We start from the raw sequence: 13,980 nt of genomic DNA on the forward strand, positions 1-13,980 counted from the left end.
TTTTATTTACAGATGTCCGTCAACTTCTTCTGTCAGCACGCCTTTCACATCATACAATACCGATGTTTCTTTGCGGACTTTTGCCAGATCGAGCCCAAGGAATTCCTTATGGGCGACTCCCAAAATCACCGTATCGAATGTATCCTGCGGCAATTCTTCTACTGTGGTAAGACCGTACTCTTTTTTGACTTCGGCGGGATTGGCCCACGGATCAAAAATGGTTACGTCAAGTTTGTAGCTGTTCAACGCATGGACGACATCCACGATTCTGGTGTTGCGAACGTCCGGGCAATTTTCCTTGAACGTAAAGCCCATAAGCAGTACTTTGGCTCCGTTGACCTTTATGTTTTTGCGGATCATGAGCTTTACGACGCACGATGCCACATATTCACCCATGCTGTCGTTGAGGCGGCGTCCGGCCAAAATAATTTCCGGATGATAACCCAATTCCTGGGCTTTTTGCGCCAGGTAATACGGATCGACCCCAATACAGTGACCGCCAACGAGTCCGGGTTTGAACGGAAGGAAATTCCATTTGGTACCCGCTGCTTCCAACACGTCTTTGGTATTGATTCCCATGATGTTGAAAATCTTGGCGAGCTCGTTTACGAAGGCAATGTTGATGTCGCGTTGTGAATTCTCGATGACTTTGGCGGCTTCGGCGACTTTTATGGATGGAGCCAGATAGGTTCCGGCCGTGATGACAGATTTATATAAATCGTTGACTTTTTGTCCGATTTCAGGTGTTGAGCCAGATGTAACTTTGAGGATTTTCTCGACCGTATGTTCCTTATCGCCCGGGTTGATGCGCTCCGGGGAATAACCGGCAAAGAAATCTTCGTTGAATTTCAGGCCGCTGACCTTTTCTAGAACGGGAATGCACTCTTCTTCTGTCACCCCCGGATAAACCGTGGATTCATAGATAACGATGTCCCCTTTTTTAAGCACTTTACCAACGGTCTCGCTCGATTTGTAAAGTGGCGTCAGGTCTGGCCTGTTGTTTTTATCGACTGGCGTTGGAACAGTAACTATGAAGTAATTACAATCTGAAAGATCGTGGACAGACGTCGAACAGAACAATCCTGTCTCTGCATCGGCAGAACCTGAAAGCACGCTCCGAAGCATTTCGTCGTCTATTTCCAACGTCGAATCTGAACCCAATCTTAATTCGTCAACTCTCTTTTGATTGATATCGAAACCAATCACCGGATATTTCGTTGCAAACAATCGCGCCAACGGCAGTCCTACGTAACCTAATCCTATAACGCCAATCCTGATGCTCATTTTTTAGTGTTTGTTTGTTTTGGTTCAGGAACCGATGGCTTGATAGACAAAGCCAATTTCAGTGAGTTTTTTTCCATCGAGCAAATTCCTTCCGTCAAAAACAAAAGCCGGTTTTTGCATATTGTTGTAAATGCGTTGCCAGTCGTAATGGCGGAATTCATCCCATTCAGTTAAGACAGCAATGGCATGCGCCCCTTCACTTGCCTGATAAGCGTCTTCATAAGATGTTACCCTTTTTCGTGAATTTTGGGAAACACCCGATTCTTCCAGGTCAAAAATTATTTGGGGCTGTTCCACTTTGGGATCGAAAACACCAATATTGGCTTGTTCCGCAACCAAATGTCCGGCAACATAGATAGCTGCCGATTCACGTGTATCATTCGTGTCTTTCTTAAACGCCCAGCCTAAAAAGCAGATTTTCTTGTCGGCGACTGTATTGTATAAGGTCTGTACGATGCGGTTTGCAAAACGACGTTTCTGGTGGTCGTTCATAATGATGACCTGTTCCCAGTAATCGGCAACTTCAACAAGCCCGAACGATTTTGAGATATAGACAAGGTTCAGTATGTCTTTCTGGAAACAGCTTCCGCCAAAACCTACCGATGCTTTGAGGAATTTGGAACCGATTCGGCTGTCCATTCCAATGGCACGCGCCACTTCACTTACATTGGCGCCCGTTTTTTCGCATAGTTCGGAAATGGCATTGATGGAAGAAACGCGTTGGGCAAGAAATGCGTTCGCCGTTAGTTTTGACAATTCAGACGACCATACATTACTGCGGATGATGTTTGCCGGAGCGACCCAATTCATATATACTTCGGCTAAAGCATCTATCGCTTTCTGGCCTTCAGGGGATTGATCACCACCGATCAGGACACGATCCGGGTTGAGCAAATCCTGTACGGCTGTACCTTCTGCTAGGAATTCCGGGTTGGAAAGAATCTGGAACTGCACACCGTTTCCGGTGTGGTCGAGGATGCTTTTGATGGCTTCGGCTGTGCGGACAGGCAACGTAGATTTTTCTACCACGATTTTATCGGTCTTTGCCACTCTTGCGATTTGACGTGCACAAAGTTCGATGTATTTTAAATCGGCGGCCATTCCTTTGCCAGATCCGTATGTTTTTGTAGGTGTGTTTACCGATATGAAGATCAATTGTGCTTCGTCTATCGCTTTATCAACATCTGTAGAAAAGAACAGGTTGCGGCCGCGTGCTTCGGCTACCACAGCATCAAGGCCGGGTTCATATACGGGAAGGTTATTGAGATCTTCGTGGTTCCACAAGGCAATTCTATCTGTGTTCAAGTCAACTACGGTAACTTGTATATCAGGACATTTTTGTGCAATTACAGCCATGGTTGGTCCGCCAACATATCCGGCTCCGATGCAACAAATCTTTGTTATTTTCATGTTTATTTTTCAGGAATTGCAAATATAGGGGTATTTTGTTACCTCTGGGTTACGTTTTGAGGTTCGTCCAGTACCACTCGACGGCAAGTGACAATCCTTCAGCAAACCGGAATTTGGGATCATATCCCAATAATGCGTGTGCTTTATCAACGCTGGCAAGCGAGTGCGGAATGTCTCCGAGTCGCTGAGGCCCGTATATTACTTCAACATTTTTTATGGCGGGATCGAATCGGGACAGATATTCACGCAGCAAAAGCACCATATCGTTAAGCGTATTCCTGTCGCCTGCAGCTGTGTTGTAAATTTGGTTTACAGCTTTCGGATTTTGGGTGAACAGCGCCAGTTCGTTCATCTGGATCACATTATCAATGTAAGTAAAATCGCGCGAGTACATGCCGTCTCCATTGATTACAGGACTTTCATGCTTCATGAACTGCATCACGAATTTGGGAATGACTGCGGCATAAGCACCATTCGGATCCTGACGTCGGCCAAAAACATTGAAATAGCGCAATCCGATGCATTCCATTCCATAGGTCCGGGCAAAAACATCGGCGTATAATTCATTGACGTATTTAGTGACCGCGTAAGGTGAAAGTGGTCGTCCGATGACATCTTCTACTTTTGGAAGCGATTCGGAATCTCCATAGGTGGAACTGCTCGCGGCATATACAAAACGTTTCACGCCGGCATCACGCGAAGCCGTAAGCATATTGAGAAATCCGGATACGTTCACATCGTTACTGGTAATGGGATCATTGATAGATCTTGGAACAGAGCCCAGTGCCGCTTCATGTAAAACATATTGGCAATTTTCTACCGCTTTTTTGCAATCGGAAAGATTCCTGATATCGCCTTCGACTAATGTAAAATTGGGATTTGTCAAAAAAGGTTCCACATTAGAACGATGTCCGGTTGAGAAATTATCCAGACAAACTACCTTGTAACCTTTGGAGAGAAAATAATCACATAAGTTGGAACCAATGAATCCGGCACCTCCCGTGATTAGTATAGCAGCTTTTTGCTCCATCTGTTTTTGATTTATGAACTACGCCACAACGATCCGAATACGCGACTGAAAAATCCTTTCGGCTTTTCTTCTTCCAGATAACCACTGCCATAAGTGGCATACGTGTAGCCGTAACCATAACCGTAGCCGTAACCGTAACCGTACTTCGCTTTGTTTTCGAAACCGTTGAAAATAATGCTCACATTGGCAAGTTCGCCTCGTTTGAAGCGGTTATTAAGCAACGTGACCATTTCTTTCTTGGTGAAATTCTGACGCATGATGTAAAGTGTGACATCGGCATATTGCGAAAGCTCCATGGCATCTGAAACCAATCCTATAGGCGGTGTATCGAAAATGATATAATCGTATTTAGCCTTGATTTCTGAAACAAAATCCCTCATGGTCTGCCCCATGATCAGCTCAGAGGGATTGGGAGGGATTGGCCCCGACGTTATGACGTCCAGATACGGAATGTGTGTTGGCTGGGTAACCTCGTCGAGGGTTTTCTGGCCAATGAGGTAGTTTACGGCACCAATGTCATTTTTGATTCTGAAATCGTCAAAAATCTTTGGCTTACGTAAATCAAGACCTACTATAAGTGTCTTTTTCTCACTTAGTGCAAATACAGTGGCGATGTTTATGGAACAGAATGTCTTTCCTTCACCACTGATGGATGAAGTAAGCATAAGGGTTTTAGCCTCGCTGTTATCTGCCTTTCGCTTGTAGAGAAACTGAAGCGAAGAACGTATTCCCCGGAACGATTCAGCCAAAGCCGATTTTGGCTTTTCAAATACCGACAGATTTGAATTCGTATGTTTCAGCCCAATGACGCCAATTAAGGGAATCTGGGTAAGCCGCGTAATGTCATCTGTATTCAGGATGGCATTCTCCATAAAGAAAATAACCAATACGAGTGCAAGCGGAATCATAAAACCAAGGAAAACGGCCATGATGTAATTTACCGTGTTGTTTGGCCCTATCAGGCCGCCGCCGACATCTTTAGCCGGATCTATGAATTTTATATCACTTAAATTGGCCGCCCTGACAATCTTGGCTTCATTGCGTTTTGCAAGGAAAGACATGATGATCTCTTCGCTCAAATCTCGCTTGCGTTCTATTTTGAGGTATTCCTGCTTATCCTGTGGTAATTTTTTGATATCGACCTCAATTTCATTGATTTTGCCAACCACAACATTCATATCGTAATCGATCACGGTTTTAGCCGTAGCGATATTTTGAAGCAATACCTGTTTCAACGCATCCATTTTACTGTCAAAATCACGAAAACGCTTTTGGTATTTTACGTTGTAAGACAATTCGGCCCGTTCAGTAGAAAGCGTAATGAGCCGCGTCACATTCGCAGTAATGTTCGGATCTTCTATACCTGCAACTGCCGGAGCCGGAAGTTTGGAAAAATCTGTACTGCGTGTAAGATAAGTCTTGAGTGTGGCCAGATAAGCCAACTTCCTTGATATGCCATCGCGTTGCAGGTCAAGTTCCTTTAAACGTTCCGCAAAGGGATTGTCTGTGCTTTCTATATTGAGTAGATTCCGGCCACTGGAAAATTCCCGCATTTCCTTTTGGGAAGCGTCGAGATCTTTATCGAGATCGGCTAATTGTTTGTCTATAAAGGCAATCGTGTTATCGGCAAATAGATTTTTATAATCCAGTTCATTCCGGATCATCATCTCTACCGATTGGTTTATATATTCAACCATTTTGGCCTTGTTCGTTCCCTGAAGTCCCAGCGTGATGACCGATGTTGTTCGATCGTTCACGTCTGTTCTTATACCCCGATACAGAGAAACGACATCATCAAATTTATTGAATCGGATCATGTACTCTTTACCAATATAATCTCCCGCATCTGGTTTAAGATTGACCACACCATTCAAAAACGGCAAACTTACCGGCTGACCTACAGTAAACTTCCTCGAAAACTTACCCGGCGTTACAGATGCATTGTCCAACGAATTATCTGAATAATAAACAACAGGAGCGGACGAAGAGGCAAATTCAGTTTCTAATAGATATTGCGTAGCATTTACAAACTTGATGTGCAGAATTGAAGAAAACAATTGAGCTTTGGATGTATCTGGTTCAATTACAAAAGGCACCTGTCCATACACATCACGGGTGTAATATTTTTCCTGTACGAGATAGTCTATGTAAAACTTTAGTTTGGATACAACCTTTTCATTATGTGAGCGCGATTTGAAATCATAAGCAATTCCCTGGACTTTATCAGATGTTCCGCCCCAGTTAAAAATAAGACTGGTATTGCTTGTAAAAAACGGATTGTTCTCTTCTTTTACAGAAATGATTCCATCCATGCTGTAGATTTTCTCCTTTCTGATATTGACCTGATACGCAATAAAACTACAAACGGAAAGACTCACCAGAAACCATTTCCAATAGCTTGCGGTCTTGATGAGAAACCCTTTAAAATCAAACCTGTCGCTAACCTCAAGTAACGAAAAATCTTTAGTATCGATCATCTGTCTGCTACGGTTAACGTGTTAATAATACAGTAATGGTTCCAAGAAGAGACAATACTGTTATGATTGCAGTAAGCGATTGCATTGCAGTAGTTCCTGTACCTAACGATTTTTGAGGCAACGGTTTTACGTAAATGTAGTCATTGGGCTGCAGATAATAATACGGAGACTGCATCACATCGCGATTTGTAAGATCGAGTGTATGCATTTCTGTCCCCTGAGGCAATTGCCTGATGATCACGACGCTTTTCCGGTCGCCCGTAATTGTAATATCGCCAGAATTGGCAATGGCTTCCATGACATTGACCCTTTCCTGATACAACGTCTGTGTTCCGGGTTTTCCTACTTCACCATTGGTAGTATATCTGAATCCGGCAAGTTTTACGGTTACAAAAAGGTTTGCTTCTTCGGTAAAATATTCGTCGAGTAATTTTTTTTCTATGGTTTGGCGTACCTCATCAAGCGTGTAACCCAAAACGTTCACTTCGTTTAGAACCGGAACCCGGATATTTCCATGGTCATCAATTATAAAACCATCAAAATAGAGGCTTTTTTCATCACGCATGCTGCTACCTTCAACATTCGTCTGCTTAAATACTTCAACGAGTTTTACATCAGAAGCCTTTATTGTGATGGAAAGGACGTCATTAATCTGAAGCCTGTATGGCTTTTGCGCCACCGGGTTCATGGCCTGGACCTGAGCCGACTCTTCACCCTGAAGATAAATCAGGTCTTTGGTCGGAATGCAGGAAGTGAAAAACAACGAAGCGAAAAGCAATACAATCAGGGCGTTCTTGTTCATGCCGAGGGCAAATTTTTTAGCAGACAAATATAGTTTTTCATTTTTAAAAACCCAGCTAATTAGCGTTAATTGCCACGAAGTGAATTTTCAAACGGAACGCGCTGCAGAATACTGCGCCCCAAAGTGACTTCATCTGCATATTCGAGTTCATCGCCTACCGATATCCCTCTTGCGATGGCCGACGTGGAAATACCCGTGTCGCCAAGTTGACGATAAATGTAAAAGTTCGTCGTATCGCCTTCCATGGTTGGGCTAAGGGCGAAGATAAGCTCCATTACAGTTCCGTTTTTAACACGTTCCACCAAGGCAGAAATAGTCAATTGAGACGGTCCGATTCCATCTATAGGAGAAATCTTTCCGCCTAAAACATGATACAGGCCCCGATACTGTCCGGTGTTTTCAATGGCCATGACGTCTCGTATGTCTTCCACTACACAAATCAGCGAGCGGTCGCGTCTTCCATCGGCACAAATCTCACAAATTTCATTATCACTTATATTGTGGCATTCCGAACAATAGCGCAGCTTGTCACGCATATCGGACAAAGCTTCCGATAAATAAACCGTGCGTTCCGGCGGTTGTTTGAGCAGATGGAGCACCAATCGTAACGCCGTGCGTTTACCTATTCCGGGCAATTGGGACATTTCTGCTACGGCGCGCTCGAGAAGTTTTGAAGGAAATTCCATTGGGCAAAGGTAATGGAATGGTTGATTCGTTTATTTGTTGATTTGGGTTTTAGGGATTAAAGACTATTTTGCAGCATATTTTATAGTAATGACTCCAACGCTGATCCTTTGCCTCATGGCCGTTTATTTCGGCCTGCTTTTCTTAATATCGTTTGTAGTGAGCCGCGAAAACAGCGGGAACGAAGCGTTTTTCAAGGCCAATAAAAATTCCAAATGGTATCTAGTAGCGTTCGGGATGATTGGGACGGCTTTGTCCGGAGTTACGTTCATCTCGGTTCCGGGACAGGTTGGTTCGCCAGACGTACAGTTCAAATATTTCCAGTTTGTCATTGGCAACGCGATTGGCTTTTTACTTATTGCCCGCGTTCTGCTCCCCTTATATTATCGACTCAACCTGACCTCGATTTACGGCTATATCGAGCAGCGCCTGGGAACTATCGCTTACAAAACGGCGGCATTGATTTTCCTGATTTCGCGCACCATCGGTTCTGCGGCACGACTGTATCTGGTTGTGATCGTATTGCAGCGGTTCGTGTTCGATGCATTCGGTGTTCCGTTCTGGCTGACGGTACTTTTGTCGCTTGCCCTGATTTTCGCCTACACCTACAAAGGCGGCCTCAAAACCATTATCATCACCGATACACTCCAGACGCTATTCCTCGTGTCATCTGTAATCCTCACGATAATCTTCATCTGCAACAGCCTCGATTACAATCTGCCCCAGGCATTCGAAGCGGTCAAACAAAGCAATTACTCGAAAATTTTCTTTTACGAAGACTGGCTCAAAAGCAACTTTTTCATCAAGCAGATCCTCGGAGGCATTTTCGTCACGATTGCCATGGTCGGTCTCGATCAGGATTTGATGCAGAAAAACCTCAGTTGTGCCACAATCGGCGAAGCACAAAAGAATATGTATACGTTTACGGGTGTTTTCATCATCATCAACCTGTTCTTTTTAAGTGTTGGCGCGTTGCTTTACATGTATGCCGAAAAGAACGGAATCTCAATACCGATCGATGCCGTGACCGGAAAACCGAGGACGGACTTATTGTTCCCGAATATCGCTTTCAATTACCTCGCGCTCATTCCGGGAATCGTATTTTTACTGGGATTGACGGCGGCCACTTTCGCCACGACCGATTCGGCTTTGACGGCTTTGACCACATCGTTTTGCGTCGATTTTCTCGGCATGGACAAAAATGTGACGACCAACGAGAAAACATTGGTCCGCACGCGCCATTGGGTACACATTGGGTTTTCCCTTCTGATGTTTTTGGTGATCCTGATTATTTACCTGGTGAACAGCGATGCCGTCGTAAGCCTTATTTTCACTATCGCGGCGTTTACCTATGGGCCTTTACTCGGATTGTATTCGTTCGGGTTGTTTGTCAAAGGCAGGAACGTCAAAGGCATTTTGGTTCCTGTGGTTTGTGTGGCCGCGCCTATTATTTGTGGTATCGTCAAAAGTTATTCGGTGGAATTATTCGGCCAGTATCAGTTTGCCGAGGAATTGATTATTTTAAATGGCGGATTGACTTTTCTGGGGTTGTTTGCCATCAGCCACAAATCAAATGAAGTACATCTGTGAAGCGAAAAACGTGGTATAAATCTGAGGTGCTTCCAGTCGGTTTAGGAATCCTTTCATTGCTTTTCGTGGTTATCGGAATCAAAAACATCGAGAATTACATCAACTGGCTGGCATTGATAGTAACAGGCGTTTGCGTGGGAATAACCGCGGGAATACTGGTTTATGGACTAGCCGCACTTGTTACGCCGGAGATAAAAACCTATAAAAATGCAAACGGTTTTAAAATCATCCACTTGTTGGTTTTTTCTTTCGTGGCGATTTCCTTCGGGACATTGCGCCTCATTAACGAGCATGCTGTTACGGAAAGCAAATGCAAAACATATATGATACAAAGCCTTGCCGAAAGCAACTCAGGAAGACCGGCCTATTTTGTATTTGTCACTGGCGAGAATGGCGAAGAGCGATTGAGTTTTGGAAAAAGCTTCAACGCATCGCATAAAGCAGGTGATTCGATTGAACTGTGCGTCAATACCGGTTTTTTCGGACTTAAGTTTTACAAACCCTCGAATCAAAGGCCGCAGGATCAATACTGATTCGTCGATAACATCACCAGGGTACAAGCCACTTCAATCTCAATGTTATTTTCCCGAAGCCTGCGTATCAATTCCGGATTTTCGGTTCCCGGATTAAAGATGACGCGATTGGGTGCCAACCCGATGATATAATCGTAATACGGCTCCTGGTTTTTAGGGTTCATGTAAAGGGTCACCGTATCGATTCCGTCGAAATCCTGTTTGGAATTATGTATTTCGATTCCGGCAACTTCACCTTTCCTCAACCCGACTGCTGCCACTTCATGTCCGCGATGGACAAGTGAATTGATGGCGAGGTTTGAATATCGCATTGGGTTTTCCGAGGCTCCGAGGACTAAGGTCTTTTTTGACATGATCATTAGATTGTTGGACTGTTAGATTGTTGGATTTTTGGTCCCGATAGCTATCGGGATGGATTTTTGGATTTGAATCGGAATAGAAACCCTATTTTAAAATTGAAGTTCTTGTTTTTCTGTCTTTCTGACTTTCCTGACTTTCCTGACTTTCCTGACTTTCCAATTTTCCCGACTCCCTTAAAGTTACTATCTTTATATGACACCCAATATTAAAATAAACACAAAACATAACTGGCAATTTACCCAAAGTTCACGCTTCACGTAATTGCCTGATGTACTTTTGCCCCGAATATGGAACTTTTCATTTACCTCTTCGCTGCCCTGTTTTCTGTCCTCAATCCCATTGGAACCGTCCCTATTTTCGTAGGGCTTACCCAGGACGACCCCAAAGCCGAACGCTCGCGAATTTCACTCTGGACCGGAATCAACGTGGCTATCATTTTATTGATTTCGTATTTCGTGGGTCAATATGTATTGTCGTTTTTTGGGATTTCGATAGATGCGTTGCGTATTGCGGGCGGAATCATCATTTGCAATTCAGGATTCAATTTACTTTCAGGCAACTTCAGCAAAAAACGAGGCATCAACAAACGCGTCGAGAACGAAGCCCAAAACCGCAACGACATCGCGCTCACACCTCTTGCCATACCCATGCTCGCAGGCCCAGGTTCCATTTCACTGCTTATCGCCTTCTATCAGGAACATCACCAATATTGGGAAATGGGCGTTTCATCACTTGCCATCCTCGCGGTTTCATTCGTCATTTTCATTATCCTCAGGTCAGCGCATTATTTGTCTCGTATACTTGGAGCTTCCGGTATTGTAGCTATTTCGCGTATCGTCGGGTTTATTGTGGTGGCCATTGGAATTCAGTACATAGTAAGTGCTGTGGTGAGTATTATCAAGGCGTATTTGTTTTAGAGCGCCGTATCGGCCTTTGCCTTCTTGTGGTGCCTTTTTTAAAATATTGAACCGTTATTTTTATGTAACTTTCTTTTGTAATTACTATTCCATGAGAAAGATTATCCTCGAAGAATGGCTGTCGCTTGACGGGTTTGCGGCAGATAAGAATAATGCACTCGATTTTTTCCCATCAACAGAGGCAAATAAATTTTCAGACGAAGATCAATTGAAGTTTCTCGAATCGGTCGATTTGATATTGCTGGGACGAAAAACGTATGAGTTGTTTGTGGATTTCTGGCCACAAGCCACTATCGATAAAGAAATCATTGCGGACAAACTCAACCTTTTGCCAAAGGTCATTGTCTCCCAAACGCTCAAAGATGCCCCTTGGGGAAAATGGAAAAAAGCCGAAGTCCTTTCGGGCGACCTGATTCCCGAAATCAAAAAACTAAAAGCACAAAACGGCAAAGACATCGTACTTTGGGGAAGCATCTCGATTGCCCGGGCACTTATTCAGGAAAACCTCATAGACGAATACCATATCCAGATTTGCCCGACCGTACTAGGTGAGGGAAAAAAGTTATTTCCAACTTCAGATCAGTACACAAACCTTAAACTGGTTGAAGTCAGGAATTATCCGACCGGAGTTGTGTTTTTGAAATACGAGAATAAGTAAACAATGTATTTCTGTTACGTTATTTTCTGTTACGTTATTTTGAGTAACGGAAAATAACGTAACAGAAAATAACGTAACAGCCAAAGCCTGGACTTGGATGTAACTATTTTATTCGTTTTGCTTTTGATGATTCCATATCAGATGACCTGTTTTGAAGCACTATCCCCCAACAATCTTCTTCCGGTGCACCATTCCCCAATCGGTTAAATTACTTATGATGGTCTGCAGCGTATCGCCGTGTTCCGTAAGTTCATATTGAACAGATACAGGCTGTGTATCCAGGATAGTCCGCTTGACCAACTCGTTTATTTCCAGCTCCTTTAATTCTTTGCTCAGCATTCTGTTGGAAATTCCGTCAATGTCTTTGAGAATATCGGAAAATCTTCTTTTGCCGTAGCAGCAAATAGAGGTGATAATGGCAATCTTCCACTTCCCGTTCAGCACGTCCATCGCATCCTGGACCGCCCTCATGCGCTTCTTCTGTTCCTGTTTGAACTCTTCTATTTTACAGCCCATTGTTACTTGGTTATCTCTGTGTAACTGTTATTTTCCGGCACAAGGTTACGAAAAGTAACTTTAGCATTCTAGCTTTGTCCCATTAAATAATCTCAATATTTTTTTAAAATGGATTTTATAAACAAAAATGTTGTCATTACAGGCGGAAGCACCGGAATTGGATTGGCGACCGCAAAAGCGTTCATCAATGCAGGGGCGAATGTTTTGATTACGGGAAGAAGTTCCGACAACCTGCAAAAAGCCGCAACACAGATCGACAGCCCGAAATTAAAGACGGTAGTTTCGGACACTTCCAATTTAGCCGGAATAACCGTTTTGGAAAATGCAGTCGCCCAAAGCGGGAACAAAGTGGACATGCTGTTCCTGAATGCAGGTATTGCCGTATTCGCACCAATCGAACACGCTACAGAAGCAGACTTCGATGCCCAGTTCAACACCAATGTGAAAGGATATTTCTTTACGCTCCAAAAAATGTTACCGCATTTGGCAGACCGAGCTTCGGTAGTATTCACTTCTTCAAACGCAGCCCATCTGTCGAACATAAACGTGAGTGTCTATTCGGCCACAAAAGCTGCCGTAAATACCATTGCCCGGATTGCGGCAAACGAACTCGCAGACCGAAAAATCCGCGTCAACATCGTTACGCCCGGCCCGACAGATACCGGAGTTTTGTCTAAAGTAGGAATGCCGAAAGAGGTGGAAATCCAGGTTACCGAAAACATCATAGCATCGACAGCGGTAAAACGAATGGGGCAACCCGAAGAAATCGCGAACATGGTACTGTTCCTGACTTCCGACAGCGCCGGATTCATCACCGGAAACGAGTTTTTGGTCGATGGCGGAATGACAAATTATGCCCTTAAATAAAGACAACGGAAATCATGAGTAAACTAAAAAACAAAGTAGCTATAGTTACCGGGGCTTCAAAAGGAATAGGTGCATCCGTCGCGAAACACTTTGCCAACGAAGGTGCAAAAGTCGTCGTGAACTATGCCTCGAGCAAAGAAGCGGCAGATACTGTGGTCAAAGCCATAACCGATAACGGTGGCACAGCCATTTCAATTCAGGCCGATGTATCTGACGAAGCCGATGTGATCCGATTGTTCGCAGAAACAGAAAAGGCTTTCGGCACGCTTGATATTCTGGTAAACAACGCCGTCTTCCAGCAATACTTACCAATTGAAAATGTAACGACGGATGCTTTCCACCAACATTTCAACGTCAATGTTCTGGGACCCGTCCTTACGATCCGGCAAGCATTGAAACAATTTGGGGACAAGGGCGGCAACATCATCAATATCAGTTCGGGTGCCAGTAAATACCCGCTTCCGACGGCGGCATTATACTCGGCTACGAAAGCGGCACTCGATGCCATCACTATTTCTTTATCGAAGGAACTCGGCGCGAAAAACGTCCGCATCAATTCCATCCTGCCGGGCGCTACGGAAACAGAAGGCGCAACAAGTGCCGGCGTCACCAAAGGCAGCGAGCATGAAAAAATGTTCATCGCCAAAACGCCTCTGGGCCGAAGGGGACAACCCGAAGACATTGCCAAAGCTGTCGTTTTCCTTGCCTCGGATGAGGCCGCGTGGATTACGGGAGAGCAGCTTTCGGTTTCGGGCGGGATGTATGGTTTTTGAATAGCGACAGCAAAAAGTGTTACGCGATTTCGTGTTACGTAAAATTGCGTAACAGGAAATAACGTAACACTTTGTTTTT

At 44.2% G+C, this 13,980-nt stretch carries 14 protein-coding genes; 6 read left to right on the forward strand and 8 right to left on the reverse strand.

Features of this window, described 5'->3' with window-relative positions; translation table 11 throughout:
* Positions 1 to 6 precede the first annotated feature (6 nt).
* The 6 genes from G6047_RS15910 to recR all read right to left on the reverse strand — a co-directional run bounded on the left by G6047_RS15910 (position 7) and on the right by recR (position 7,689).
* On the reverse strand, positions 7 to 1,284 hold the full coding sequence (locus G6047_RS15910; RefSeq protein ID WP_169528613.1) for a nucleotide sugar dehydrogenase: 1,278 nt from the start codon (positions 1,282 to 1,284) through the stop codon (positions 7 to 9).
* A gap of 24 nt (positions 1,285 to 1,308) precedes the next feature.
* The gene (locus tag G6047_RS15915; RefSeq protein ID WP_169528614.1) at positions 1,309 to 2,694 is read right to left on the reverse strand and encodes a UDP-glucose 6-dehydrogenase; all 1,386 of its coding nucleotides are present in this window, start codon (positions 2,692 to 2,694) and stop codon (positions 1,309 to 1,311) included.
* A gap of 49 nt (positions 2,695 to 2,743) precedes the next feature.
* Complete coding sequence (locus tag G6047_RS15920; RefSeq protein ID WP_169528615.1) at positions 2,744 to 3,724, reverse strand: SDR family oxidoreductase; 981 nt, start codon at positions 3,722 to 3,724, stop codon at positions 2,744 to 2,746.
* 11 nt (positions 3,725 to 3,735) lie between these two features.
* Positions 3,736 to 6,201: an exopolysaccharide transport family protein gene (locus tag G6047_RS15925; protein ID WP_169528616.1), complete on the reverse strand. Its 2,466-nt coding sequence runs from the start codon at positions 6,199 to 6,201 to the stop codon at positions 3,736 to 3,738.
* Between the two features lie 13 nt (positions 6,202 to 6,214).
* Positions 6,215 to 7,003, reverse strand: coding sequence for a polysaccharide biosynthesis/export family protein (locus G6047_RS15930; protein WP_169528617.1), 789 nt, complete (start codon positions 7,001 to 7,003; stop codon positions 6,215 to 6,217).
* Between the two features lie 65 nt (positions 7,004 to 7,068).
* The gene (gene recR / locus G6047_RS15935; RefSeq protein ID WP_169528618.1) at positions 7,069 to 7,689 is read right to left on the reverse strand and encodes a recombination mediator RecR; all 621 of its coding nucleotides are present in this window, start codon (positions 7,687 to 7,689) and stop codon (positions 7,069 to 7,071) included.
* A gap of 88 nt (positions 7,690 to 7,777) precedes the next feature.
* Between recR and G6047_RS15940 the strand changes: the two genes are divergently transcribed.
* A complete protein-coding gene (locus tag G6047_RS15940; protein ID WP_169528619.1) occupies positions 7,778 to 9,277 on the forward strand; it encodes a sodium:solute symporter in 1,500 nt (499 codons plus the stop codon).
* Positions 9,274 to 9,810, forward strand: coding sequence for a hypothetical protein (locus G6047_RS15945; RefSeq protein WP_169528620.1), 537 nt, complete (start codon positions 9,274 to 9,276; stop codon positions 9,808 to 9,810). The genes G6047_RS15940 and G6047_RS15945 overlap by 4 nt, the downstream gene beginning before the upstream one ends.
* On the opposite strand, the gene G6047_RS15950 is transcribed toward G6047_RS15945, so the two are convergent.
* Positions 9,801 to 10,163, reverse strand: coding sequence for a CoA-binding protein (locus tag G6047_RS15950; RefSeq protein WP_169528621.1), 363 nt, complete (start codon positions 10,161 to 10,163; stop codon positions 9,801 to 9,803). The two genes, G6047_RS15945 and G6047_RS15950, sit on opposite strands and share 10 nt — an antisense overlap.
* 294 nt (positions 10,164 to 10,457) lie before the next feature.
* Here G6047_RS15950 and G6047_RS15955 point away from each other — a divergent pair, with 294 nt between their 5' ends.
* Positions 10,458 to 11,087 (forward strand): MarC family NAAT transporter, encoded by a 630-nt coding sequence (locus G6047_RS15955; protein ID WP_169528622.1) that lies wholly within the window; start codon positions 10,458 to 10,460, stop codon positions 11,085 to 11,087.
* A gap of 91 nt (positions 11,088 to 11,178) precedes the next feature.
* Positions 11,179 to 11,745 (forward strand): dihydrofolate reductase family protein, encoded by a 567-nt coding sequence (locus G6047_RS15960; RefSeq protein ID WP_169528623.1) that lies wholly within the window; start codon positions 11,179 to 11,181, stop codon positions 11,743 to 11,745.
* Positions 11,746 to 11,904: 159 nt separating this feature from the next.
* On the opposite strand, the gene G6047_RS15965 is transcribed toward G6047_RS15960, so the two are convergent.
* Positions 11,905 to 12,261 (reverse strand): winged helix-turn-helix transcriptional regulator, encoded by a 357-nt coding sequence (locus G6047_RS15965; protein ID WP_169528624.1) that lies wholly within the window; start codon positions 12,259 to 12,261, stop codon positions 11,905 to 11,907.
* A 108-nt stretch (positions 12,262 to 12,369) separates the two neighbouring features.
* Here G6047_RS15965 and G6047_RS15970 point away from each other — a divergent pair, with 108 nt between their 5' ends.
* Together G6047_RS15970 and G6047_RS15975 are read left to right on the forward strand one after the other, a co-directional pair.
* Positions 12,370 to 13,128 carry an SDR family oxidoreductase gene (locus G6047_RS15970; protein WP_169528625.1) on the forward strand — a complete coding sequence of 253 codons (759 nt, stop codon included), beginning with the start codon at positions 12,370 to 12,372 and terminating at the stop codon, positions 13,126 to 13,128.
* A 14-nt stretch (positions 13,129 to 13,142) separates the two neighbouring features.
* Complete coding sequence (locus tag G6047_RS15975; RefSeq protein ID WP_169528626.1) at positions 13,143 to 13,901, forward strand: SDR family NAD(P)-dependent oxidoreductase; 759 nt, start codon at positions 13,143 to 13,145, stop codon at positions 13,899 to 13,901.
* Positions 13,902 to 13,980 lie beyond the last annotated feature (79 nt).

Origin of the sequence: Flavobacterium silvaticum (assembly GCF_012911565.1) — a bacterium.
Lineage (GTDB): Bacteria > Bacteroidota > Bacteroidia > Flavobacteriales > Flavobacteriaceae > Flavobacterium > Flavobacterium silvaticum.

Coding starts and splice junctions, on each gene's coding strand:
- G6047_RS15910 (WP_169528613.1), bottom strand. CDS start 1,284: ATGAGCATCAGGATTGGCGTTATAGGATTAGGTTACGTAGGACTGCCG.
- G6047_RS15915 (WP_169528614.1), bottom strand. CDS start 2,694: ATGAAAATAACAAAGATTTGTTGCATCGGAGCCGGATATGTTGGCGGA.
- G6047_RS15920 (WP_169528615.1), bottom strand. CDS start 3,724: ATGGAGCAAAAAGCTGCTATACTAATCACGGGAGGTGCCGGATTCATT.
- G6047_RS15925 (WP_169528616.1), bottom strand. CDS start 6,201: ATGATCGATACTAAAGATTTTTCGTTACTTGAGGTTAGCGACAGGTTT.
- G6047_RS15930 (WP_169528617.1), bottom strand. CDS start 7,003: ATGAACAAGAACGCCCTGATTGTATTGCTTTTCGCTTCGTTGTTTTTC.
- recR (WP_169528618.1), bottom strand. CDS start 7,689: ATGGAATTTCCTTCAAAACTTCTCGAGCGCGCCGTAGCAGAAATGTCC.
- G6047_RS15940 (WP_169528619.1), top strand. CDS start 7,778: ATGACTCCAACGCTGATCCTTTGCCTCATGGCCGTTTATTTCGGCCTG.
- G6047_RS15950 (WP_169528621.1), bottom strand. CDS start 10,163: ATGTCAAAAAAGACCTTAGTCCTCGGAGCCTCGGAAAACCCAATGCGA.
- G6047_RS15955 (WP_169528622.1), top strand. CDS start 10,458: ATGGAACTTTTCATTTACCTCTTCGCTGCCCTGTTTTCTGTCCTCAAT.
- G6047_RS15960 (WP_169528623.1), top strand. CDS start 11,179: ATGAGAAAGATTATCCTCGAAGAATGGCTGTCGCTTGACGGGTTTGCG.
- G6047_RS15965 (WP_169528624.1), bottom strand. CDS start 12,261: ATGGGCTGTAAAATAGAAGAGTTCAAACAGGAACAGAAGAAGCGCATG.
- G6047_RS15970 (WP_169528625.1), top strand. CDS start 12,370: ATGGATTTTATAAACAAAAATGTTGTCATTACAGGCGGAAGCACCGGA.
- G6047_RS15975 (WP_169528626.1), top strand. CDS start 13,143: ATGAGTAAACTAAAAAACAAAGTAGCTATAGTTACCGGGGCTTCAAAA.